This is a genomic window from Streptomyces sp. Root1310 (assembly GCF_001426425.1).
Classification (GTDB): domain Bacteria; phylum Actinomycetota; class Actinomycetes; order Streptomycetales; family Streptomycetaceae; genus Streptomyces.
In genome coordinates this window covers 174,853-198,381 of record NZ_LMEQ01000023.1, presented here as the reverse complement: position 1 = coordinate 198,381, position 23,529 = coordinate 174,853, and the positions used below count along the sequence as shown (strand labels likewise).

General features: G+C 74.0%; 18 protein-coding genes. 8 read left to right on the top strand and 10 right to left on the bottom strand.

Annotation, left to right across the window (positions count from 1 at the left end; translation table 11 throughout):
• Positions 1-17 precede the first annotated feature (17 nt).
• Positions 18-884, top strand: coding sequence for a proteasome subunit beta (gene prcB, locus ASD48_RS25015; RefSeq protein ID WP_057603958.1), 867 nt, complete (start codon positions 18-20; stop codon positions 882-884).
• A gap of 16 nt (positions 885-900) precedes the next feature.
• Here the strand turns inward: prcB and ASD48_RS25010 are convergent, their stop codons facing one another.
• A complete protein-coding gene (locus ASD48_RS25010; protein ID WP_057603957.1) occupies positions 901-1,791 on the bottom strand; it encodes a sigma-70 family RNA polymerase sigma factor in 891 nt (296 codons plus the stop codon).
• Positions 1,792-1,872: 81 nt separating this feature from the next.
• Here ASD48_RS25010 and ASD48_RS25005 point away from each other — a divergent pair, with 81 nt between their 5' ends.
• Entirely contained in the window at positions 1,873-2,322 is a 450-nt protein-coding gene (locus ASD48_RS25005) for a carboxymuconolactone decarboxylase family protein (protein ID WP_057603956.1), read from the top strand.
• 41 nt (positions 2,323-2,363) lie between these two features.
• On the opposite strand, the gene ASD48_RS25000 is transcribed toward ASD48_RS25005, so the two are convergent.
• Both ASD48_RS25000 and ASD48_RS24995 read right to left on the bottom strand, forming a co-directional pair.
• The gene (locus ASD48_RS25000; RefSeq protein WP_057603955.1) at positions 2,364-3,323 is read right to left on the bottom strand and encodes a hypothetical protein; all 960 of its coding nucleotides are present in this window, start codon (positions 3,321-3,323) and stop codon (positions 2,364-2,366) included.
• 11 nt (positions 3,324-3,334) lie between these two features.
• Positions 3,335-4,807 carry an APC family permease gene (locus ASD48_RS24995; RefSeq protein WP_057603954.1) on the bottom strand — a complete coding sequence of 491 codons (1,473 nt, stop codon included), beginning with the start codon at positions 4,805-4,807 and terminating at the stop codon, positions 3,335-3,337.
• Between the two features lie 329 nt (positions 4,808-5,136).
• Between ASD48_RS24995 and ASD48_RS24990 the strand changes: the two genes are divergently transcribed.
• Positions 5,137-5,598: a DUF5709 domain-containing protein gene (locus ASD48_RS24990; RefSeq protein WP_057603953.1), complete on the top strand. Its 462-nt coding sequence runs from the start codon at positions 5,137-5,139 to the stop codon at positions 5,596-5,598.
• A gap of 30 nt (positions 5,599-5,628) precedes the next feature.
• On the opposite strand, the gene sthA is transcribed toward ASD48_RS24990, so the two are convergent.
• The gene (sthA, locus tag ASD48_RS24985) at positions 5,629-7,032 is read right to left on the bottom strand and encodes a Si-specific NAD(P)(+) transhydrogenase (protein ID WP_057603952.1); all 1,404 of its coding nucleotides are present in this window, start codon (positions 7,030-7,032) and stop codon (positions 5,629-5,631) included.
• A gap of 62 nt (positions 7,033-7,094) precedes the next feature.
• On the bottom strand, positions 7,095-7,301 hold the full coding sequence (locus ASD48_RS24980; RefSeq protein ID WP_057603951.1) for a hypothetical protein: 207 nt from the start codon (positions 7,299-7,301) through the stop codon (positions 7,095-7,097).
• Positions 7,302-7,448: 147 nt separating this feature from the next.
• Here ASD48_RS24980 and ASD48_RS24975 point away from each other — a divergent pair, with 147 nt between their 5' ends.
• Complete coding sequence (locus ASD48_RS24975; protein ID WP_057603950.1) at positions 7,449-9,704, top strand: MMPL family transporter; 2,256 nt, start codon at positions 7,449-7,451, stop codon at positions 9,702-9,704.
• On the opposite strand, the gene ASD48_RS24970 is transcribed toward ASD48_RS24975, so the two are convergent.
• Entirely contained in the window at positions 9,649-10,752 is a 1,104-nt protein-coding gene (locus ASD48_RS24970; protein WP_057603949.1) for a PP2C family protein-serine/threonine phosphatase, read from the bottom strand. The two genes, ASD48_RS24975 and ASD48_RS24970, sit on opposite strands and share 56 nt — an antisense overlap.
• Before the next feature lie 230 nt (positions 10,753-10,982).
• Between ASD48_RS24970 and ASD48_RS24965 the strand changes: the two genes are divergently transcribed.
• Complete coding sequence (locus tag ASD48_RS24965; protein ID WP_057603948.1) at positions 10,983-11,870, top strand: GNAT family N-acetyltransferase; 888 nt, start codon at positions 10,983-10,985, stop codon at positions 11,868-11,870.
• A gap of 174 nt (positions 11,871-12,044) precedes the next feature.
• On the opposite strand, the gene ASD48_RS24960 is transcribed toward ASD48_RS24965, so the two are convergent.
• From ASD48_RS24960 to ASD48_RS24945, 4 genes are all read right to left on the bottom strand, one after another.
• On the bottom strand, positions 12,045-12,935 hold the full coding sequence (locus ASD48_RS24960; protein WP_057603947.1) for a Gfo/Idh/MocA family oxidoreductase: 891 nt from the start codon (positions 12,933-12,935) through the stop codon (positions 12,045-12,047).
• Positions 12,936-13,113: 178 nt separating this feature from the next.
• Positions 13,114-13,317: a hypothetical protein gene (locus tag ASD48_RS24955; RefSeq protein ID WP_057603946.1), complete on the bottom strand. Its 204-nt coding sequence runs from the start codon at positions 13,315-13,317 to the stop codon at positions 13,114-13,116.
• Between the two features lie 71 nt (positions 13,318-13,388).
• Positions 13,389-14,780 carry a hypothetical protein gene (locus ASD48_RS24950; protein ID WP_057603945.1) on the bottom strand — a complete coding sequence of 464 codons (1,392 nt, stop codon included), beginning with the start codon at positions 14,778-14,780 and terminating at the stop codon, positions 13,389-13,391.
• Positions 14,781-14,930: 150 nt separating this feature from the next.
• Entirely contained in the window at positions 14,931-17,057 is a 2,127-nt protein-coding gene (locus ASD48_RS24945; protein ID WP_057603944.1) for a helix-turn-helix domain-containing protein, read from the bottom strand.
• 248 nt (positions 17,058-17,305) lie between these two features.
• Here ASD48_RS24945 and ASD48_RS24940 point away from each other — a divergent pair, with 248 nt between their 5' ends.
• The 3 genes from ASD48_RS24940 (at position 17,306) to ASD48_RS24930 (ending at position 23,275) form a co-directional block, all read left to right on the top strand.
• A complete protein-coding gene (locus ASD48_RS24940; RefSeq protein WP_057603943.1) occupies positions 17,306-18,226 on the top strand; it encodes a lipase in 921 nt (306 codons plus the stop codon).
• Between the two features lie 228 nt (positions 18,227-18,454).
• Positions 18,455-21,805 (top strand): LuxR C-terminal-related transcriptional regulator, encoded by a 3,351-nt coding sequence (locus ASD48_RS41365; protein ID WP_063887498.1) that lies wholly within the window; start codon positions 18,455-18,457, stop codon positions 21,803-21,805.
• Between the two features lie 108 nt (positions 21,806-21,913).
• Positions 21,914-23,275, top strand: coding sequence for a helix-turn-helix domain-containing protein (locus ASD48_RS24930; protein WP_057603942.1), 1,362 nt, complete (start codon positions 21,914-21,916; stop codon positions 23,273-23,275).
• The last annotated feature ends 254 nt before the right edge of the window (positions 23,276-23,529 follow it).

Genomic DNA, 23,529 nt, shown 5'->3' with positions numbered 1-23,529 from the left:
CGGCGAGGGGGAGTGGCATGGCGCGGAGTGGGCACGAGGGGCGGCTCGCGGACGGGTTCCTCACGGCGGGCGGCTCGTCCTTCAGCGATTTCCTGGCGGCGCACCGCCCCGAACTCCTGCCGACGCGCAGCCCGTTCGCCGACGGGTTCCGCGCCGCCCCGGACACCTTCCCGCACGGTACGACCGTGCTGGCCCTCGTCTACCGCGACGGTGTGCTGATCGCCGGCGACCGCCGGGCCACGATGGGGAATCTCATCGCGCAGCGCGACCTGGAGAAGGTGTACCCGGCGGACGACCACACCGCCGTCGCCTTCGCCGGCACGGTCGGACTCGCCGTGGACATGGTGAAGCTGTACCAGGTCGAGCTCACGCACTTCGAGAAGGTCGAGGGCGCCGCGATGACCCTCGGCGCGAAGGCGCGCAGACTGGCCACGATGATCCGGCAGAACCTCGGCCAGGCCATGCAGGGCCTCGCCGTCGTCCCGCTCCTCGCGGGCTACGACACGGCGGCCGCCCCGGGCGCCAGGAGCCGCATCTTCAGCTTCGACGTGGCGGGCGGCCTGTACGAGAAGGCGCCCTTCCACGCCGAGGGCTCCGGATCGCCGTACGCGCGCGGGGCGTTGAAGAAGCTGTACCGCGCCGACATGTCCCGGCGCGAGGCGGCGCTGGCCGCCCTGCAGGCCCTGTACGACGCGGCCGACGACGACTCCGCGACCGGCGGCCCCGACCTCGGCCGCCGTATCTTCCCGGTCGTCTCGGTCATCACCGGGGAGGGATTCGAGCGGCTGCCCGAGACGGAGACGGAGCGACTCAGCCACGAGATGGTCGAACGGCGCCGCGACAGACCGGACGGCCCGCACGCCACCGAGCCGCGTTCGTCGTAGCCGACGCCGTCGGACGTCACCCGGGGCCCGGCAGATCCATCGCCGCGAGCCTGGCCGGATCGGTCACGATCGCGATGGCGATGATCCGGCCGTCGGTGACGGTGAAGGCCATGACCGAGAGCGGTGAGCCGTCCTCGTGCCAGGACACCAGCCCCGGCAGGCCGCCCACGCGCACCGCTCGCCCCCGGGCGGCCGCACCCGCGGCCAGCTTCGCGCCGGTGGCGACGCGGGTGGCGCCGAGGGTGACGATCACGCCGTCGGGAGTGTCGACGGCGAGCCTCACCCCGGGGTCGAGCACGCGCAGCAGTCCCTCGAAGTCGCCCTGGCGGGCCGCCGTCAGGAACGCCTCGACGACCTCCCGCCGCTCCCGCCCCTCCCGCCCGACGAGCGTGGACCGCTCGGTGGCCCGCACCTTTCTGCGGGCGCGGCTGGCGAGCATCTTGCTGGCATCGCCGGACCTGCCGAGGATCCGGCCGATCTCGTCGAACGGCACCGCGAACAGGTCGTGCAGCACGAACGCCAGCCGTTCGCTCGGCCCGAGCGACTCGAGGACGACCAGGAGCGCGAGGCCGACCGAGTCGGCGAGCACCGCGTCGTCCTCCGGCGCGGGTCCGTCGGCGGCCGTCGCCGCCATGAGCTCGGGCAGCCCGTCGTCGTAGGACGCCTCGGGGCGGGCCTGGCGCGCGCGCAGGACGTCGAGGCTGATCCGGCCGACCACCGTGGTCAGCCAGCCGCCGAGGTTGTGGATGGCCGCCGTGTCCTGGCGGGAGAACCGCAGCCAGGCCTCCTGGACCACGTCCTCCGCGTCGGCGTGCGAGCCGAGCATGCGCCGGGCGACCGCGCGCAAGCGGTCGCGCTGGGCCTCGAACGCCTCGGCCACCGGATCCGTCGGGCTGGTGTCGGACATGTTGTTACCTTCCCTGGCTCTGCTCCGTCATGGAGATGACGGGCCCGGAGGGGCACAGGTAACCGATGAAGGAGCCGGACGATGGAAGCACGCATGAAGGGCCCGGCGAACGCCGACGTGATCACCGCGATCCAGCACCTCGTCAAGGCGGTCCACGCGGGGGGTGTCGATCCGCGCCTGCTCGAACTGGTCCACCTGCGGGCAAGCCAGATCAACGGATGCAGCCCGTGTGTGTTCGCCGGTGTCGAGGCGGCGAAGAAGCGAGGGGAGACCGACCGGCGGCTGCACAGCGTGGTCAGCTGGCGCGAGACCCCCTTCTTCACCGACGAGGAGCGGGCGGCGCTCGCGCTGACCGAGGCCGCGACCCGGATCCAGGACGGAGCGGCGGGCGTGACCGACGAGATCTGGGACGCCGCCGCCGACCACTTCGGCGAGGAGCAACTGGCGGCGATCATCCTGGAGATCGCGATGACCAACTTCTTCAACCGCATCAACCACACGATCCGGGAGCAGGCCGGCACGACCTGGTGACCGGCCGCTCCGGGGCCGTGCGGCGGCGGGAGGGGGCGGGCTCAGTCGCGCACGCCCCACTCCTTGCGCCGTCTGGCGATCTGCTGGGCCGGGTCGCCGGTGTACGACCAGGGCGTGCGGGTCGCCCGGTGGCCGAGGATCCGCAGCAGCGGCGTCGCCACGTCCTCGGTGCCCGCCGAACACGCCGCGTGGGCCAGGTAGTTGAAGTCGCGCAGCTCGCCCGGGGCGACGGCGTCGTCCTTGCGGCCCATGACCCATCGCTCCCAGGTGCGGCGGACGTCGCTGACGGCACCGTCGTTGTTCCAGTGCTGGCCGAGCCGCGCCGCGGTGGAGCGGTCCGGTGTGGAGTCGAGGGCGTGGCGGAACTCCTCGACGCGCGCGTACTGCACCAGCACCGGCAGCGGACACCCCGGCGGGGCCGCGCCGGCCGCGTCACGGGCGAAGTCGTACATCAGCCCGTGCGAGCCGTGCCAGCGGGCGGAGTAGTAGTGCAGCACCTGGAGGTGGCCCTCCATGCTGTACGGATCCCGCTGATGCAACTCGTCCCACCAGCGCGCCAGTTCCTGCCGGCGCACCCCGGCCGGGTAGAGACGGGCGACCGAGATCAGCGAGGTCCACGGCGTCGGGTCGTCCAGGTACGCCTCGGCTGCGGACAGACACGACAGCACCGCCGCGTCGACCCGCGTCTGGTCGATCGGCACACCACGGCCCGCGGTGATCGCCAGGTTGAACGCCCGGGCCGTCTCCGTGGCCGCCCGCAGCACCAGCGCGTCGGCGCTGTGCGGCTCGGCGGCCAGCCAGGTCTCCACCGTCGAACTGCCCGCGCAGGCCTGCGCCAGCAGCCGGACCCGGTGGCCGCGGGCGAGCCAGTCGGGGCCGGTGGCGCGCAGCAGGTCCCGCAGGCCCTGCCAGCGGCCGATGACGATGTCGTGCCGGGTGGAGGAGAGGGGAGCGTCCCCGCAGTCGGGGTCGAAATCGGGAGCGAAGCGGTCGCGCGCCATCGGAGCCCCTCTCAGAAGTCGGTGGAGAGGCCCTCGTGGCCGGCCGAGTGCGTCGCCGGGCGGCCCTCGGGCACGTAGTCGGCCTCGACGGTGCGCGAGGCGTCCAGCCGGGCGGGCCGGTAGTAGTCGCTGCCCTGCCGCCAGTACCAGAGCATCGGCACCAGGCCCACGGCGAGCCCGCCGATGCCGATGGCGACCGCCGCGGGGGCCAGTTCACCGAGCGACTCCACGAAGATCCAGAACATGAACGCGGCGCCGAACAGCGGCCACAGCCCGCCGAGGAGGAAGTCGGCGGGGGACTTGAGCAGCGTCTTGCGGTACGCGACGACCGCCGCCAGGCCCGCCAGCCCGTAGTAGACGGCGATCTGCAGGCCGATCGCCGAGATGGCGTCGGCGAGGATGTCGCCCACCGAGCCCAGCGCGTTGGAGGCGACGAACAGCACCAGCGCCACCCCGCCCACCACCGCGATCGCCACCCAGGGCGTGTTCCAGGTGCGGTGCACCCGGCCCAGCGCGGACGGCATCGTACGGTCCCGGCCCATCGCGAACAGCGAGCGCGTCACCTGGATCAGGGTCGTCTCCAGGGTGGCGACGGTGGACAGCAGCACGGCCACCACCAGCACCTTGCCGCCCCAGCCCGGCCACACCTCCTCGCCCAGCGCCGCCAGCACGTTGGCCCCGTTGCTCTCGATCTGCTGCGAGCTGAGGACGACGTTCACCGCGATGGTGAAGACCTCGAAGAGGAGAAAGACGATGCCCACCCCGATCAGCCCCGCCAGGCCCGTCGTACGGCGGCTGTCCCGGGTCTCCTCGCTGAGGTTGCTGGTCACGTCCCAGCCCCAGTAGTAGAAGGCCGCGACCAGGGCCCCCGACGCGAAGCCGGACACCCCGTCGAAGTGGCTGAATCCGAGCCAGGACCAGTCGAACGGCAGCGAGTTGTCCGTGTGGAAGACGGCGAGCACCGCGAAGAGCGCCAGAATCGCCAGCTCCACACCCGACATGATCAACTGCGCGCGCACGGTCAGCCGGGCACCGCCCAGCACCACCGCCAGCATCACCAGGAACCAGGCCGCGCCGACGAGGGTCGACAGCGCCGTGTCGTCGGCGAGGCCTTCGTCGAACAGGGCGAGCGTCATCGACCCGGCCGGCAGCGATCCCGCCACCATGAAGATGGTCGCCGAGATCACCAGCGCCCAGCCGCTGACGAAGCCGAGGAAGGGGTGGAGCGTGCGCCCCACCCAGGAGTAACTGGCGCCCGCGTTGACGTCGATCCGGCTGAGTCGGCTGAAGGCCAGCGCGATGCCCAGCATCGGTATCGCGCAGTACAGCAGCGCCGCCGGTCCGGCCAGGCCCACTGCGCCCGCCAGGACCGCCGTCGTGGCGGCGATGGAGTAGGCCGGCGCGCTGCCGGCGACCGCCATCACCACCGTGTCGAAGGTGCCCAGGACATTCGCCTGGAGACCTCTTCCGGTGCTGTTGCTCATGGTTGCGCTGCTTTCCGTCGTGCACGCCGCCCGGGCGGGGACGACCCGGCGACGTATGGGGGGTGAGGGTGAAGCGCCGCCGCGCGTCGCGAGGGGATGACCTCGGGGACGTCGGCGGAGAAGGGCGCGGAGGGGACCATCCCAGCACTGTGTTCGCGGACGGTCACACCGAGTGTGCGAGTGACTATAGCCCCAACTATTGAGCTTTCAAGATTGACGGACGGGTAAGTTCCGCCTCGCCCGTGCGGGTGGCATGTGCCGCGATTGGAGCGGGCCGCACGGGAAACGCGGACGGGGAGACAACAGACCCCGACGGCAAGGAGCAACCCATGGGTACGGAGTCCGAGGCGATGGGCGACGACGTGTATCAGCCCACCGGAACGAACGAGGAACAGCAGGACGCGGCCCCGCTCGACCTCCAGGACGCCGTCGGCGAACGCACCTACGACGACACCCTCGACGAGGGCTGGTCCCCGCCCGAGAAGCCGCTCGGCGTGACCAAGTACGGCACCACCGCGGCCGAACAGCACGAGGGCGAGAGCCTCGACCGGCGCCTCGCCCAGGAGGTCCCGGACGTCTCGGAACCGGCCGGCGACGGCGTCGGCGACCTCCCCGACGGCGAGGGCGAGCCCGTCGACCCCGAGGCCGGTGACCGGCGCGCCGGCCGGCTCGTCGCCCCCGACGAGGGCGCCCACCCCGACGCCACCCCCCAGGAGATCGCCCGGGACGTGGGCATCGACGGCGGGGCCGCGGGCGCCGAGGAGGCGGCCGTCCACATCGTCGAGGAGTGAGCGCCCGCGGCCCGGGGGTTCGCGCCGCCCTCAGTCGCCGATGCGGTCCAACTGCCGCAGCCGGTTGGTGGCGTCGAGGGCGGCGACCTTGTACGACTCCGCCAGCGTCGGGTAGTTGAACACCGCGTCCACCAGGTAGTCGACGGTCCCGCCGCAGCCCATCACCGACTGCCCGATATGGATCAGCTCGGTGGCCCCGGTGCCGAAGCAGTGCACCCCGAGCAGCGTCCGGTCCCCGGGCGAGACCAGCAGCTTCAGCATGCCGTGGGCGTCGCCGATGATCTGACCGCGGGCCAGTTCGCGGTAGCGGGCTATGCCCACCTCGAACGGCACGCTGTCCTCGGTGAGCTGATCCTCCGTCCGCCCCACGAAGCTGATCTCCGGGATCGTGTAGATGCCGATCGGCTGGAGGCGGTGCATCTGCCCGACGGGCTCGCCGCACGCGTGGTAGGCGGCCGCCCGACCCTGCTCCATCGCCGTCGCCGCGAGCGCGGGGAAGCCGATGACGTCGCCCACGGCGTAGATGTGCGGGACCGGCGTGCGGTAGTGCTCGTCGACCTCGATCCGGCCGCGCCGGTCGGCCGTCAAACCGGCCTTGTCCAGATCCAGTTCGTCGGTCAGGCCCTGCCGGCCCGCCGAGTACATCACCGCGTCCGCGGGGATCTTCTTGCCGCTCTCCAGCACGGTCAGCGCACCGCGCGCATGCCGTTCCACGGCGGCGACGGTCTCCCCGAACCGGAACGTCACCGCCAGGTCCCGCAGGTGGTACTTGAGCGACTCGATGACCTCGACGTCGCACATGTCGAGCATCCCGGCCCGCTTCTCCACCACCGTGACCTTGCTGCCGAGCGCGGCGAACATGGACGCGTACTCCATGCCGATCACACCGGCGCCGACGATCACCATGGACTGCGGAACCCGCTCGATCGTCAGCACGTTGTCCGAGTCGAGGATGGTCCGCCCGTCGAACTCCACGCTGTCCGGCCGCGCCGGGCGCGTCCCGGTGGCGATCACGATGTGCTCGGCGCGGATCAGCCGCTCCTGCCCGGTGATCTCGCGCAGCGCGACGGTGTGGTCGTCGACGAACCGCCCCGTGCCGGCGAACAGGGCGACGTGGTTGCGGGACAACTGACTGCGGATGACGTCGATCTCACGCCCGACCACATGCTCGGTACGGGCGGTCAGGTCGGCGACGGTGATGTTCTCCTTGAGGCGGTAGCTCTGCCCGTACAGGTCCCGCTGCGTGAGACCGGTGAGATACAGCACCGCCTCGCGCAGCGTCTTGGAGGGAATGGTGCCGGTGTGGAGGGAGACCCCGCCGACCATGTCGGGGCGGTCTACGACGGCGACCCGGCGGCCCAGTTTGGCCGCGGCGATGGCGGCCTTCTGACCGCCGGGACCTGATCCGAGGACGAGCATGTCGAAGTCGGGCACGCCCCGGAGTCTGGCAGCCGCAGGGCCGCCGCGAAAGGGCGGACCCCGATTGCCCAGGATTACTAGGGCAGCAGCTTCTCGATCGCGCTGGGTCCCTCCTCGGCGAGCTTGCGCCGCGCCCACTCGAGACTGCGCGGGGTGATGTCCCGGCCGGTGGCGAGGACCATGTCCTCCGGCGACACCTCGGTGCCGGTACGGGTGTGGAGCAGGTTGTCCGGGGTGGCGCGCTCCGGGGAGGGCCGGGAGCCGCCTGGCTGTGACGTCGGCATGATGTCTGCTCCTCGCGTCCGAAGGGAGGCTTCGGCCCGGTGCGGTCATCGGGTCCACTAACACCATTCATCCTGGAGCCGCACCGTGCAATCCCGATCAGCTCGTTCCGGGATGCCGGGAAGATCAAGCGGGCGTCTAATGGCTGCATGGCACCCACCACCGCCGGGAACCCGCACCGCGGGGGACTGCGCAGGCTCGGCGCCTGGTGCGCCCGTCACTTCGTCGTCGTCATCATCGCCTGGCTCGTGGCCGTCGTCGCCCTCCAGGTGGTCAGCCGCTCCGTCGGCGGCGTCTACGAGGACAATTTCCAGCTGCCCGGTGTGCAGTCCACGGACGGCCTGGACGTGCTCAAGGAGCACGACCCGCAGGCCGGCGGCTACAGCAGCCAGATCGTCCTGCACGACGACAAGTCCGTCAGCAGCCTGAGCTCCCAGCTGTCCACGGCCGTCGGCGACCTCCAGAAACTCCCCCATGTGCTCACGGCCGTGAACCCGCTCTCCGTGACGTCGTCGAAGGTCGGCCCGGTGTCGAGCGACGGCAAGACCGCCTATGTCACCGTCCGTTTCGACGTGCAGCCCTCCACCCTCGGCGACGACTACCTGAACGGCGTCGACAAGGCCGTCCAGCCGTTGCGGTCGGCCGGCGCCGACGTCGAGTACGGCGGTTCGCTCGGCGAGCTCGCCCGCCCCGCCGCGAACGACCGGATCAGCGAGCTGATCGGCTTCGCGGTCGCCATCGTCGTCCTGCTCGTCGGCTTCGGCAGCGTCATCGCGGCCGGACTGCCCCTGGTCACCGCCCTGATCAGCGTCGTCGGCGGCCTCGCCTGCCTCGGGCTGCTGGCCGCCGCCTTCACCTTCGCCACCGTCTCGCCGACCCTCGCCACCATGATCGGACTGGGCGTCGGCATCGACTACGCCCTCTTCCTCACCACCCGGCACCGGCAGAACCTGATGAACGGCGCGGATCCCGCCGAGGCCGCCGGGCACGCCAACGCCACCAGCGGCCGCGCCGTGCTCGTGTCCGGCACCACCGTGATCATCGCGCTCTTCGGCCTGTACGCGTCCGGGGTGTCCTTCATCGGCAAACTCGGACTCGCCGCCGCCGTCACCGTCGTCTCCGCCGTCGCGGGCGCCCTCACCCTCGTGCCGGCCCTCCTCGGGCTCATCGGCAGACACATCGACCGCTACCACGTCCGCAAACCGGTCGCCGAGACGGACGCCGAACCGGGCTCCACCCCGCACGGCACCTGGCACCGCTACGCCAAGCGCGTGGAGCGCAGGCCCTGGCAGTACCTCGGTGCCGGTGTCGCCGTCATCGCGGTCCTCGCGATCCCCGTCTTCTCCATCCAGCTCGGCCACATCGGCGACGGCGCCGACCCGACCTCCTTCACCGACCGGCGGGCCTACGACCTGATGACCGACGCCTTCGGACCCGGCTCCAACGGACCCCTCACCGTCGTCATCGACCAGACGTCCGTCCCGTCCGACAGGCGCTCCGACCTCTCCTCCCAGGCACAGAAGACGCTGAGCGCGGTGCCCGGCGCCGCCACGGTCACCCCCCTGACCCCCACCAGCGACGGCGACGTGCTGCTCGCCACCGTCTACTCCCGGCAGGCCCCGCAGGACGCGAGCACCACCGAGCTGACGAACCGGCTCGTCGACGACACCCTCCCCGACGCGGTCTCCGGCTACGACGCCAAGGGCTATGTCACCGGCACCACGGCCGCCCAGGTCGACTTCCGTGACATCGTCGCCAGCCGGCTGCCCCTGATCATCGGCGTGGTCGTCCTGCTCGCCTTCCTGATCATCCTCGCCGTGTTCCGCGGCCTCCTCGTCGCGGTGAAGGCCGCCGTCCTCAACGTCCTGTCGATCACCGCCTCGTACGGCGTCGTCGTCGCCGTCTTCCAGTGGGGCTGGGGCGGGCCCGCGCTGGGCGTGCACGGCGACGTGCCCATCGAGAGCTATGTGCCGATGATGATGTTCGCGATCATCTTCGGCCTCAGCATGGACTACGAGATCTTCCTGCTGTCCCGGGTGCACGAGGCCTGGCTGCGCACCGGCGACGCCAAGGACTCCGTCGCCCACGCCCTGGAGATCACCGCCCGGGTCATCACCTGCGCGGCCCTGATCATGGTGAGCGTGTTCTCGGCCTTCATCATCAGCGACAACATCGTCGTCAAGATGCTGGGTCTCGGCCTCGCCGTCAGCGTGCTGATCGACGCCACGGTGGTGCGGCTGCTCATGGTGCCCGCCGTCATGACCCTGCTGGGCGCGCACGCCTGGTGGACCCCGCGCTGGCTGGACCGGATCCTGCCGCACATCGACGCCGAGGGGGACGCGGAGAGCCTCAGCGGTCCGCCCGGCGGTCCGCCCGACCCGCCGGCTCGAGAACGAGCATCGTGACGTCGTCGCGGACGGCGGGGCAGTGGCGCCGGACGTCCGTCCACACCCGCTCGGCCGTCGTCACCGGGTCGCCGTCGGCGGCGAGGGCGGGCAGCCGGTCGAGCAGGGGGTAGAAGACTCCGGCGGCGTCCCTGGACTCGGATACGCCGTCGGAGGCCAGGAAGAGACGGTCGCCGGGGCGCAGCGGCAGGACGTGGGCGGTGAGCGGGGCGCCCTCCGGGAGACCGAGCCCCAGCGGCGTCCACGGGACGACGGCCAGCTCCGTGGCCGTGCCCTCGCGCAGCAGCACCGGCGGCGGATGCCCGCAGACGACCACGCTCACGGCGTCCGCGTCCGGCGTGAACTCCAGCAGGACCGCCGTCGCGAACAGCTCGGCGTGCGTGACCCGCGCCGAGTCCACCGTCAGCCGCCGGTCCAGACGGGCGGCGACCCGCGCCAGGTCCGGCTGGTCGAGCACCGCCTCCCGGAACGCCCCCAGGAGCGAGGCCACCGTCGCCACCGCCGCCAGCCCGTGCCCCTGGACGTCGCCGAGCACCGCCCGCACCCCGTGGTCGCTCGCCCGGACGTCGAAGAAGTCACCGCCGACCAGCGTCCCGCGCTGGGCCGCCCGGTACAGACCCGCACAGCGCACCGGCCCCACCCGCTCGGGGACCGGCGGGACGACGGCGTTCTGCGCGGCCTCGGCGATCGTGCGCTCGGTGTCCAGCTGGTCGTCCCGGCGGCGGCGGACGTACGCCACGAACACGCTCAGCACCGCGACGAAGGACACCGTCAGCACATCGGTCTGGCCCGGCTGGTCGAGCTGGAACGCGGGCAGGTTGAGCATCACGACCACGGCCGCGCCGAGCAGCGCGGTCGCCGCCGGACCGTACGACAGCACGGCAAGCGGCGGGATCGCGCCCAGCATGAAGCCGATGTCCAGCGGCTCGGGGCTGATGAGCGTGGCGACACAGACGCCCGCGACCAGGACGAGCGGCAGCGCCCGCACCCAGCGCGGCGGCGGCGCGCCCCGCAGCCAGCCCCGCCGGTCCGCGTCCAGTCGTCCCACACCCCCCACGCTCCACCGTGGCCGCGGCGGGCGCACGCCGAAAACCGGTGGACGCGACCGAGGCGGGCCGCCTACCGTGTGATCGCACGCCCGGACACCCACGGAAGGAGGCGAGCGCCATGCGAACCGCATTCATCCCGCGCTCCCGCCCCGTGACCCCGGCGTGCCGCGTCTGACCCTCGTCCGACGCCCCGGGAGCGCACCACGCCGTACGCGACCCGGAGGAATCCGTGACCGATCTGGTCATCCGCGCTCTCGACGAGAGCGACGCCCATCTGTTCGACACCCTGCCCGACCCGCTGCGCGCCGGCGACGCCTTCGGCAGGATCGCCTACCGGCCCGACTGGAAGCGCGTCGCCCTGCGGGACGGCCGGGTCGTCGCCCGCGCCGTCTGGTGGGGCGGGCCCAACGACACCGAACCGCTCGTGGTGGAGTGGTTCGACTTCGCCGACGGCGAGGAGGAGGCCGCGGCCGAACTCCTGCGCACCGCCCCCTGGCAGGTCGGCCTGGAACTGGTCATGCCCGGCGGCTGGCGCGAGGACCCCGCCATGCGGGCCGCCGCCGAGGCCCGGCACGCCGCCGCCCGCGCGGCGGGCCACACCCCGCTGGTGGAACGCTACGTGTACCGCTGGACCCCGGAGTGCGGGCTTCCCGACCGGCCCGGCCGCCTGAGCTTCGCCCCCGAACCGGACGACGCGGTGTTCTTCGACGCACTGCGCCGCATCCACTCCGACACCCTCGACGCCCACGCCCGCAAGGCCATCGCGGAAGGCGGCCTCGACCGGGCGGCTCAGGAGGAGATCGACTTCTTCCGCTGGTGCCCGTCGCCGCGGGAGTGGTGGCAGGTGGCCCGCACCCCGCGGGGAGAACTGGCCGGCATCCACATCCCCGCCCACAACCCCTCGGGACCCTGCGTCGGCTTCATCGGCGTGCTGCCGGACCACCGGGGGCACGGCTACGCCTACGACCTGCTCGCCGAGTGCACCCACTATCTCGCCGAGCGGGGTGCCGAGTTCATCGCCGCCGCCACCGACCAGGGGAACTTCCCGATGGCGGCGCACTTCGCCAGGGCCGGCTATCCCATCGTCCGGGAGCGGGTGAACTTCGAGCTCGGGTGAACTTCGAGCTCGGGTGAGCGTCGTACTCGGGTGAGCGTCGCGCTCGGCTGACCGCCGACCGGGCCCCGGGGACGGACCCGGCCGGGCCTGGCAGGTCCCGGCCGCTTCTGGCCGGTCCTGCCGGGAGCCGGGAGCCGGGAGCCGGGAGCCGGGAGCCGGGGGAGGGGCGGTGCGTCAGTGCGCTCCGTCCTCCAGCAGGGCCTCGACGTCGGCCAGGATCTCCGTGACGCGCAGGCCGAACGCGGCGTCGCAGGCGTGGGGCCGGCCGTCCCGGGCCGACGTGAGCAGTTCGCCGGCGGCCCGGGTGAGGGCGGCGGCGGCGTCGCCGCCGCCCTGGGGGAGCCGCGTCACCCCGGCCGTGCCGCGCAGTTCCACGCCCGAGCCCGTCGCCGCGGGAGGGGCTGTCAGACTCAGCGTCAGGGTGCTGGAGGCGCCGTCCGCATGGTCCAGGACCACATGGACGGTGTCCCGGGGACCACGGGCCGCGGCGGTCACCCGGCGGACGTCGCCCAGGACCGGCAGCAGCACGGACAACGCGTGCGGACCGACGTCCCACAGGGCACCCTTCTCGCCGCGCCAGGGCGTGGCGAAGGGGTGGTCGCCCGTTCCGTGGAACACGTCGCCCAGCCACTCGGCGTGTCCCGTGAACCATCCCCCGGTCTCCGCCTGCGCGGCGATCCAGGCAGCGGCCTCGGGCACGAACCGGGTGGTGAAGAAGACGACCGAGGCGACCCCGGCCTCCCGCGCGGCCCGGACCACGGCCCGCGCTCCCGGCACCGTCGCGGCGACGGGTTTGTCGAGCAGGAGATGACAGCCGGCCCCGGCGGCCCGCACCGCGAGCTGCGCCTGGACGTCCGGCGGCAGCGCGACGGCCACCGCGTCCACGTCCGTGAGCAGGGCGTCCACGTCGTCGTAGGCCCGTGTCCCGTGCCGGTCGGCGAGTTCCTTCGCCGCCTCCGGGCGGCGGCCCCAGACGCCGACGAAGTCGAGAGCTTCGTGCGCTTCCAGGACGGGGGCGTGGACCATCTGTGCCCAGGGGCCGGTGCCGAGCAGACCGATGCGCATACCGCTGACTCTCCTGATGCCGACCGACGTGACGGGTGACGTGACGGTGAAGTGACGGGTGACGTGACGGTGAAGTGACGGATGAAGTGAAGGACGAGGTCCCTCGCCGGGCCGCCGGCTCCGACCGCGAGCCTCGCACACCGCCGCCGTCCGGGACACCCCGGGCGGCCCCCGGCCGTCAGGCCGCCCGGGCCCCCGGCGGGCGGGAGTCGTCCGCCACCGGGGCGGCGGCGGAGGCGCCCCGGACCAGGCGCAGGTGGCGCCTGGGCCCGGCATGGCGCCGCCGGTCCTGGACCGGCGCGAGTACGCGTTCCTCGACCCGGTCCATGACCGCCATCAGGACGGACAGCAACGGCAGCAGCAGCACGGCAACCCAGAGCACGGTTCTCTCCTCGGCAGGCGACGCCATGCCGGGTGCTCAGAATCGGGCCGCTGATGCCTGCCGGAAGCGGGTCAGGTGCGAGAAGGCGCGGCGAAGCCCGTCAGCAGGGCGTCCGCCTGGGCCAGTCCGCTCTCCGCGGAGATCTCCCGCACCGTCTGCGCGGAGCGGATCGTGGCGAACGTGACCCGGTCGTCCACGAGCCGATAGCCGTACACGGCGGGCCTCGGCAGGCTGTTGTACGACCAGTGTGCCGAGAAGTAGTACCCGCCCGTGTCGTGCAGCACCACCAGGTCCCCCTCGGAGAGGGCGGGCAGCGGCCGGTCGTGCGCCACGACGTCCCCGGCGAAACAGAGCGGCCCGGCGACGTCCTGCCGGACGAGGGGCGTGCGCTTGGGCGTGCCGTCCGGGCCGTACGCGGACACCCGCACCGGCCAGTCGTCCGGCATGAACACGGTGCGGGTGGCGACCTGCCCGCCGGCGTGGGTGAGCGCGACCCGGCGGCCACCGGCGTCCTTGACGTACTCGACGAGGGCCGCCGTGAAGCCGTTCTTCGCGATCAGGGAGCGGCCGAACTCGGTGACCACCTGGTAGCGGCCGTCCAGCAGCGCCGGCTCGGCGGCGCCGAGCGCGGCCACGTATTCCGGGTAGGTGGGCGTGACCGTGTCGTCGGCGAAGTTCACCGGCAGGCCGCCGCCCAGGTCGAGGCTGGTCACCTGACGGCGGCCGACGTACGCGTTGATCTCCTCGGCGAGCCGGTGCGTCTGCGCGAGGCCCTCGGCGATCAGCGGCAGGGGGCAGCCCTGCGAGCCCACGTGCGCGTGCAGCCGGGTCAGCCACGGCCGCCGCGCGAACGCCTCCACGACGCGGGTCCTGGCCCCCGGATCACGCAGGGCCACCCCGAACTTGGAGTGCGCGGTCGCCGTGCTCATCGCGCCGATCGACCCGCCCCCGACCTGCGGGTTCACCCGCACTCCGAGCACCGACGCGCAGTCCTCGGGGCGCAGCTCGTCGATCCGGTCCAGTTCGTCGAGGTTGTCCGCGTTGAGCGCGACGCCGAGCGCGAGGGCCTCCCGGATCTCCCGGCGGGTCTTCGCCGGGGAGTCCAGCACGATGCGCGGCGGGGGGAACCCCGCGTCCAGGGCCAGTCGCAGCTCGCCGGGGCTCGCCACCTCGCAGCCCATGCCGGCGTCGGCGAGCAGCCGCAGCACGGGCACCAGGGAACAGGCCTTGGCGGCGAAGGTGTGCAGGACGTCCGGCACCTGCGCGAACGCCTCGTGCAGGCCGGCGACGCTGTCGCGCACGCCCCGTACGTCGACGAACCCGGCCAGCGGCCGGTCCTCGCCGAGCAGCCCGTCCGTGACGGCCTGCCGGACGGCGAGGGCGACGGGAGAGTCGTCGGTCGGCTGGTCGGTCGGCTGGTCGGCTCGCCGGCCGGTCCGCTGGTTCTCGGTGGGGAGCAGCACGTGCTCGTCTCCTTCGGGCGAGGAAGGGTGTCACGCGGTCGGGTGACACTTCCAGGTTCCTCCCGCGCCGGCCGCGCGTCTTTGGAGGCCGGGCCAAAGACAAGCGGAACCTTTGTGTCATCGGACGGACTGCATCCGGCACTCGGGCGCTCAGGACCCCTCGGGCGGGGCCAGCCGGGCCGCGAGGGTCAGCAGCAGCCGGGTGTCGGGATCGTCCAGGTCCACGCCGTACCGCTCCCGGACCCTGCCCAGCCGGTAGCGGAGCGTGTTGGCGTGCACGACCAGGCGACGGGCCGCCTCGGGGACGTCGCCCCCGGCGTCGAAGTAGGCCGCCAGGGTCCGTACCAGCTCGCCGCCCGCCGCGAGGTCCGTGCGGATCAGGTCGTGGACCGGCCCGCCGCCGGACTCCCACACCGGACGCGCCGCGTCCAGGATCCGCAGCACCTCCAGCGCCGCGCCCGCACCGGCCGCGTCGGCATACCGCGGCGGCCTCGGCCGCCCGGCGGCCGACGCCCTGGTCTCCCGCTCCCGCAGCGCCCGGACGACGAGCCCGGCCCGCCCGTACGACAGGTCGGCCCGATCCGGGGTGACGACCGGGCCGACGCCCAGCCATACCGCCGGCGCACCCGGCAACGACGAGACGACCGCGTCCAGTTCGCGCACCACGCCGAGCACGGCCCCCGCGTGGTCCACCGCGGCGGCGTCCCCGGTGAGGAACAGCGCGATCCGGTCGCCGTCCCGCAGGATCCCGGTGCCCGGGCGGTGCGCGGAGACCTCCAGGGCGAGGACGTCCAGGGCCCGGTCGTCGGCCCGGTCGCCGGGCCGCGGGCGCGGCCGCCGCTCGGCCACCACCACCGCGCACGGCGCGTCCGGGGACAGGCCCAGCGACCAGGCGTGCGTGCGCCGGTCCCCGAGCCCGTGCAGCAGGCCGCGCAGCGCGGCCTCCCGACGGTGGGCCGTACCGCTCTCGCTCAGCCGTTCGCGCACCAGCAGCGGAGCGGCGAGCCCGGCGGCCGTGCGCAGATAACGGGCGGCGTCCGGGGCCAGGGCGGCGCCGTCCGCGGCGGCCCAGATCGAGCCGAGAACCTCCCGCCCGCTGCGTACGGCGACGACCAGCCGCTCCGGGTTGTCGCCGTCGGCGGGCCGGTGGATGACGTCCTCGGAGGTCCACAGGGCGCGCAGCAGACCGCTGCGCCGCAGCTCGGCGACCCGCCAGTCGGGCACCCGGCCGCCGAGGATGACGGTCCGGCGCAGCGGGTCGGCGCCGGGGCCGGTCGCCGAGTGCGCCAGGACCCGCAGCCGGGTGTCCTCGATGGTGATCGACCCCCGCACGTACGCGGCGACCCGCGCCGCCAGGACCGCGAGGGAGGGCGCCGTCTCCGGGCCCCGGAGCGCCTCGGCGTCGTCGGCCCGGCCGGCCCGGACGTAGGTGAGCGCCGACCGCAGCAGCGCGGCGGCCTCGGCCCAGCCGGTGCCCTCGGCGCGGGCGAGCAGGGCGACACCGGTCTCCCGGGCCGCCTCCATTGGCCCGGTGGCCCCAGAGCCTGTGCCTCCTGGACCGGTGCCTCCGGAACCGGTGGCCCCCGAACCGGCGACCCCTGGGCCGGTGGCCCCCGCGCCGATGCCCTCCGCACCGATGTCCTCCGAACCGGCGACGCCGGAACCGGTGGCCTCCGGGCCCGTGACCTCCGCGCCGGTGTAGCCCAGCACCACGGCACAGGCACCCCGCCGGGCGGCCTCGCGCACGGTATCGGCGTCCGGGGCGGCGCCCACGGCCAGCAGCAGGACGCCGCCGCCCGCCGGACGTCCCGGACCCGGATCTGGACCCGGCCTCGGGGCCGGACCCGGTCCCTGTCCCGGCCTCGGTTCCAGACCCGGACCCGGTCCCGGTGCCGGTCCGGATGCCGATCCGGGCTCAGGGGCCGGTCCGGATGCCGGATCCGGATCAGCTGCCGATCCCGGTCCGGATGCGGATCCCGGATCAGGGGCCCTTCCCGGACTGGGGCCCGGTCCCGGTGCCGGTTCCGGCCCCCGCCCGAGGCCGTCCGGCTCGCCGAGGCCGTGCGGCTCGCCGAGGCCGTGCGGGATCTCGGGGTCGCCGGGACCATCGAGATCATCAAGGCCGTCGAGGTCGTCCAGGCCGACGGCGATCCGTCGGACGACGGTGTCGGGCGCGGCGGGCGCGTACAGCAGTCGCACCGCGTTGCCGTCCTCGAAGGCCAGCAGGGACCGCAGTGTCGCGGCGGCCTCCCGCGGGGCCGGATCCTCCTCGTTCATCGCCCGACGCTCCCGCCCTCGTCCCTGTGACGCACCCCGTGTGCTCCTTGCCGACCATAGGCGTCCCGGGCGGCGACGCGGCCGCACCGGGACGTCGGCCCCACGGTCTCGTCCGGGGAAAGCCACGAGACCGGTGACATCGCCGATCCCCACGCACCGGTCCGGCCCCGACAGTGGCACCGCCATCCCAGCGGCGGCGCCCCCCGCGGCCCGCCCGACCGAGAGGACGACTCCTCGTGCAGGATCACATGCGCACCGGTGCGGCCCACCGCGCCTCCACCGGCTCCCCCCACCGCAGGTCCGGACAGCTCGCCCGGCTCGCGACGGCGGTCGCCGCCGTCGTCGGCCTCACCACGCTCAGCGGCCCCGGCGCGCACGCGGCGGACAACCCCTACGAGCGGGGCCCGGCGCCGACCACCGCGAGCATCGAGGCGGCGCGCGGCCCGTACGCCGTCTCCCAGACCACCGTCTCCTCGCTCGCCGTGACCGGCTTCGGCGGCGGCACCATCTACTACCCGACCAGCACCAGCGACGGCACCTTCGGCGCGATCGCCGTCTCGCCCGGCTACACCGCCACCCAGTCCTCCATCGCCTGGCTGGGCCCGCGGCTGGCGTCCCAGGGCTTCGTCGTCTTCACCATCGACACCCTCACCACGCTGGACCAGCCCGACTCCCGAGGCCGTCAGCTGCTCGCCGCCCTGGACCATCTCACGCAGGTCAGCTCCGTCCGGACCCGCGTCGACAGCAGCCGGCTCGGCGTCATGGGCCACTCGATGGGCGGCGGCGGCACCCTGGAGGCCGTCAAGGCGCGGCCCTCGCTCCAGGCCGCGATCCCGCTCACGCCGTGGAACCTCGACAAGACCTGGCCCGAGGTCACCACACCCACGCTGATCGTCGGCTCCGACGGCGACACGGTCGCCCCTGTCGCCTCCCACGCCGAGCCGTTCTACACCAGCCTGCCGTCCTCACTGGACCGCGCGTACCTGGAGCTGAACAACGCCACCCACTTCACCCCGAACTCGTCGAACACGACGATCGCGAAGTACGGCATCTCGTGGCTGAAGCGCTTCGTCGACAACGACACGCGCTACGAGCAGTTCCTGTGCCCGCTGCCGCGGCCGAGCACGACGATCGACGAGTACCGGGGCAACTGCCCCCACACGTCCTGAGTCCGGGTGAGGAGCGCGGGGTCGCTGCCGTCCTCGCCGCCGTCGCCGCTGCCGCCGCTGTGCCGGTGCACGCGGCGCGGCGGCGGCCGTTGGGACCCGGCACAAGGTGTGTCAGGCCCGTCGTACACGAACCCACTGGTGACAGGGCCCGAACGGCCCGGATCGGCGGCGTCGTCGGCACGGTCGCACGGCTTCCACCGCCCGTTACCCGTACGTAACGTCACGGGAATGACCGGACAGACGACCGCCGCCGACGGCGGTGTGCGGGTGGTGACCGGTGAACCCGGTTGCGGCCGCACGGCGTTCCTGGCCCGCGTCGCCCGCTCGTGCCCGGACGCGTTCGTGGTCGTCGTCCGGGCCGACCGGGTGGCGTCGGCCGTACCCCTCGGGGGTCTGCGCGCGCTGCTGCGCGCACTCGGCGCACCGGCGGGCCCGTGGTCCGCCACCGGACAGCCCGGCACGGCACTGCTCGACGCCTTGCGGACCGCCTCCGCCGGCAGGCCGATGCTGCTGTGCGTCGACGACGCGCACCTGTGGGACGCCCCCACCAGGGCCGCGGTGGGCCGCGCCGCCGAGCGGCTGCGCGGGAACGGCCGGCTGAGCGTGCTGCTGAGCGTCTCGGGCCACCGCCCGGTCGACCGGGAGTTCGCCGCGCTGCCGGTGGTCCGCGTCGACCCGCTCTCCCCGGTGGAGGCCGCCGCGCTCCTGGACGAGGCGACGGACGGTGCCCTCGACCGGGCCGTGCGCGACGACCTGGTGGACGCGGCCGAGGGCAGTCCGGCCCTGCTGCTGGCCATGGTCCGCCGGCTCTCGCCCGCCCAGATCCGAGGTCACCGGAGGCTGCCCGGCCCGCCGGCCGACGCGGAGCTCCTGACGGGCCTGGTCGGCGGCTTCCTGACCGGGTGCACGCCCGCGCAGGAGGACCTGCTGCTGACGGTCGCGGCGGCCGTACGGGACGCGGACGACACGGAGGACGCCCGGATCGGCCTGGCACTCGCCCGGCGCGGAGCGGAGCACCTGCGGGGCGCACGTCCCGGCGCGGAATCCGTTCCTCCCGCCGATCCGCTGCCCGAGGTGCTCGTCCTGGCCGACGGCGAGGTCGGGTTCCACAGCGACCTGCTGCGCCGCGCGGTGTACGCGGGTGCGCTGCCCGAGCGGCGTCGGGCCGCGCATCGCGCGCTGGCCCGGGCCCTGGAGGAGGCGGGAGCGGCCAGGTTGCCCGCCCTGCTGCATCTGGCCCGGTCCGCCACCGTGCCCCGGCACGGGACGGCGGTCGAACTGGCCGTGGCGGCCGACGACCAAACGTGTCCCCGCAGCCTGCGGTGCGCGGCGTACGCCCACGCCGCCGCACTGGCCGGGGACGGCACGCGGCGCGCGGAGTGGTACACGGCCGCCGCCGAGCAGGCCCTGCTCGGCGGTCGCACGCACCGGGCCCTGCGACTGCTCGACAGGGCCCGGGACAGCGCGGTGCCCACGGCGCTGCGCGGCCGCGTCGAACTGGTACGCGGCACCACGATCCTGTACGACGGCCCGGTCGACGAGGCCCGCGCATCCCTGCTCCTGGCGGCCCACCTGCTGACCGAGTCGTCCCCACCACAGGCCCAGTCGGCCCTCCTGGCCGCGGTGGACGCCGCCTGGGCGGCAGGCGACGCCCAGGGCTGCCTGCACCTGCTGAGCACGGAGACCGACTCCCCGGCCGTCACCTCAGGACGCCTCCACGTACCGGCCGACGACGAGGACAACCTCCCGGATCCCGAGGCGCGTCCCGCCCTCCGGCCGTTGGGGGAGGGGCCGGTGGACCGGTCGGGGTGGTCAGGCGGGGCGCCGGGTCGTCTGCCGGTGCCGGGTGGTGGGGGCGACCTCCCGGATCCCGACACACGACCCGGCCTCCGGCCGTTGGGGGAGGGGTCGGTGGACCGGTCGGGGTGGTCAGGTGGGGCGCCGGGTCGTCTGCCGGTGCCGCGTGGTGGGGGCGACCTCCCGGATCCCGACACACGACCCGGCCTCCGGCCGTTGGGGGAGGGGTCGGTGGATCGGTCGGGGTGGTCGGGTGGGGTGCCCGGTCGTCTGCCGGTGCCGGGTGGCGGGGACGGCCGGGCGGGCATCGACGCGCGTCCCGGATCCCGGCCGTTCGGGGAGCGGACCGCGGACCGGCAGGGGCAGCCGGGCGACGCGCCGGGCGGGCCGCATCTGCCGCGTGGGGAGGGCGGTGAGCCGGACGCGCGCCCACTGCCCGGCGCCCGGCCGTCCCAGGACCTTTCGGGGGACCGGCCCGGGTCACCCGGTGATCCGGCCGACCACCCCGGTGTGCCGGTCCGCGCAGGCGGCAGTGCCGTGTCGGGTGGCTATCGCACCGGCCTCCGGGCCCTGCTCGAAGGGCAGTTCGCGCAGGCGGCGGGGCCGCTGCGGCGGCTGGTGGCGGACGCGGAGGCCGCGGGCGGTCCGGGGGGCGCGACCGGCGCCGACGAGCCGGACACGGCGTTGCGCGCGGCGGCCGCCGCCCTGTTGCTGGGCGACCTGGCGGCCGCCCGCCGTGCCGGGGCGCGGGCCCTGGCCGCCGCCCGTACCCCCGGGACCGCCGCGGCCCTCGCCCGGGCCCGGGAGTACCTCGCCTATGCCGAGCTGCGCGCCGGACGGCACACGCTGGCCAGGACCCACGCGGAGGAGGGTCTGCGGGCCGCGCATCGCACGGGGCAGCGCAACACGGCCGCCCACCACCACGCGGTGCTCGCCCTCGCCGCGTCGATCGAGGGCGCTCCGCAGGAGGTCGCCGCCCATGTGGAAACCGCGCTGGCCACCGCCCGGCGGCACGGCCTCGTCCAGGCCGCGACGCTGGCGGAGTGGGCTGCGGCCCGCGCCGACCTCGCCCGCGGGCGCCCCCGGGAGGCCGCGGACCGGCTCGGGCCCCTCGTGCGTCCGGGCCCGCGCAGGGGGCACTTCGCGGTGTGGATGCTCGCCGTGCCCTGCTTCGTGGAGGCCGCCGCCTCGACCGGACGGGCCGACGACGGCGTCGCCGAGGTGGTCGAGGAGTTCGCCCGGTGGGCCGGATTCGGCGCCGACCCCCAGGCCCCCGCCCAGTTGACCCGCTGCCGTGCGCTGCTGGCTCCGGCGGACCGGCCCGACGCCCTGTTCCGCAGCGCGCTCGACCTGCACGACGTGGCCGCGGGCGGTGATTTCGAACGTGCCCGCACCGAACTGCTGCACGGCAAGTGGCTGCGCAGGCGCCGCCGGCTGAGCGAGGCCCGCGACCGGCTCGGCGCCGCCCTGGTCGGATTCGAACGCTGCGGCGCGCGCGCCTGGGCGGACCAGGCCCGCGCCGAACTGCGGGCGGGGGGCGTGGCACCGGGAGGCGGCGTGCGGGCGACGGGGCCGGGCCCGGGGCTCGACGGACTGACACCGCAGCAGCTGCGGATCGCCCGGTGCGTCGCCGAGGGCGCCACCAACCGGGAGGTGGCGCTGACCCTCTCGGTGAGTACCCGAACCGTCGACTACCACCTGCGGAAGGTCTTCGCGACGCTGGGCGTCCGTTCCCGCGTCGAACTGGTGCGGATGGTCGAGAAGGCCGGACAGGAGGGTTGACCGGAGAGAAAACAATGGTGCACACCCCTAGGGACCGACCGGACGGTATGCCATCCTTCGTGGCAGGACGAGTCGGACGGCTGGACACTGCCCCGGGGGAGGACCGCGATGCATCAGGCCCTACGGTCACGGACCGTGTTCCGCCCCGCGGGCGGCGTGCCGGCGTCTCCCGGCCCCCGGCCGCATCCGCAGCACGTCCGGCCGCTGATCGACGCCGACGCCCTCCGGGTCCTGCACCGCGCCGCCCGGGTGCTCCTGGCGGACCTGCCCGACCTCACCGACCGGCTGGTGGCCGCGCTCCAGGACCAGGAGCCCGCCTACCGCGCGGCAGTGACGAGCGATCCCGCCGCCATCTGGCAGGAGGTGCACCGCTCGCTGCGGCACAGCGTGTCCTCGCTGATCGACCCGCGCGGCAGCCGGGACGCGGCCCGCCGTTGCTCGTGGAAGATCGGCGCGACCCGCGCGGAACAGGGCCTTCCGCTGGACGCCCTGCTGCACGCGTTCCGGCTGGGCGGCTCCCTGGTGTGGCAGGGCCTCATCGAGGAGACCTGCCGCACGGCTCCCGAGGACGTGCGGCTGCTCGTGCACATCGCCGCCGACGTGTGGAACTTCGTCGACGAGCACTGCACCCTCGTCGCGGACGCCTACCGGCAGGTCGAGCGGCAGCTCGCCTGGCGACGCGAGAACCGGCTGCGGGTGCTGGCCGGCGCCCTGCTCGACGGCGCCAGCCGGATCGCGGACCTGCCCGAGACCGCACAGGCACTGGACCTCCCCGAAGAGGGCCGGTACGTCGTCGTGGCGGTGACGGCCGGCTGTCCCTCCGACGGCGCCGGGGCGCGGGCCGCCCACGGCCGGGGCAGGCGCGTGTACTGGCACACGGGGGTGGAGGTGGACTACGGCATCGTCCTCCTGGGAGAGAACGAGAGAGAGATCGAGGCCGAGGCCGGGGGTGTGGGCGGGGGCGCGAGCGTGGGTGGGGGCGTGGGCGGGAGCCGGGACGTCGGCTCTCCGTGCCCGACGCCGGCCGTGCCGCCGGCCTCCGGCAGCGCACGCACCGGGGTCAGCACGGCGGTGTCGGGTCTGGCCGCGGTCGGTGACGCCCGCCGCCTCGCGGACATCGCGCTGGACATGTGCCCGCGGACCGGCGGCGCGATCCGGCTGACCGAGCACCTCCCGGCCGCGCTGGTGGTCTCCACGCCCGACCTGGGCGCGGCGCTGGTCGAGCGGGTACTCGGCCCGCTGAGCGGTCTGGAACCCGCCGACGAGGCCGTCCTGCTCGACACCCTGGCCACCTGGCTGTCCTGTGACGGCTCCGCCCAGCGGGCGGGGGAGCGGCTGTACTGCCACCGCAACACCGTCCTCAACCGGCTGCGCCGCTACGAGCAGTTGACGGGCCGTTCCCTGTCCCGGCCGGCCGACCTGGTGGAGATCAGCCTCGCCCTGACGGCGCGGGGCCTGCACACCCGCTGAACGCTCACCGTCAGCGTTTTGCCCCGACCGTCACCTTTTGACCGGACTTTCCGAACAGTCGTCTATGGCGCCACCCGTGAAAGTCGTCCGCCTTGTGAGATGGGATGCATTCAGCGGGCACGAATGTGCGAGGATCATTTTCAGTCACGCTGGGCGGACCATCTTCTTCACACTTCTGACACAAATTTCACGCTTTCACCAGGTGAGTTATAGTCACCGTCCAAGCATCAACTATTCGGGGGGCGCTCGGACCA